Annotated in this window: 1 protein-coding gene; it reads left to right on the plus strand. The window is 49.5% G+C overall.

The annotated features are described in order from the left end of the window. Positions 1-90 precede the first annotated feature (90 nt). The coding region (locus tag ACFPZN_RS56605) for a hypothetical protein (RefSeq protein ID WP_378293774.1) at positions 91-537 on the plus strand (447 nt) is incomplete at its 3' end.

Raw genomic sequence — 537 nt, forward strand, 5'->3', positions numbered from 1 at the left:
CTATCATTCTTTTCGCTCGAAAGAGCCAAGAGTAAACGAAAGCCCAACGCGCATAGCGCCAATGGCCACAATCACAACAAGGAGAAATACATGTCTAAGTCATTACTTGATCTGCTTAACAAGACCCGTGGCGATATTGCTTCTAAACGTGGCAATAACGTTGATGTGACCCGTCTGAAAGACGGCAATAACTATCTGCGCATTTTCCCGAACAAGGACGACCCGAATGGCCTGTTCTTCCAGACTTTCGGTATGCACTACGTTAAGCATCAGAATGAGGAAGGCAAAGATGTAACCACCGCCTACATCTGCGAACAGCACACCCACGGCCACGCTTGCCAGCTGTGTGAGATGGTTATGGAAGGTCGTGCTCGCTTTAAGGGCAACAAAGCGATGGAAGAGCGCATTAACAGTATGCGTGCTACACCGCGTTATCTGGTCAACGGTGTTCTGTCTGCGCGCGAAGACTTTGCAGACGCAGAGAAATGCCAGCTGATTGAGCTGCCGTCTACGGTCTTCGACGATATCTGCAAAGTG

Origin of the sequence: Actinomadura rugatobispora, assembly GCF_042656285.1 — a bacterium.
GTDB classification, from domain to species: Bacteria; Actinomycetota; Actinomycetes; order Streptosporangiales; family Streptosporangiaceae; genus Spirillospora; species Spirillospora rugatobispora.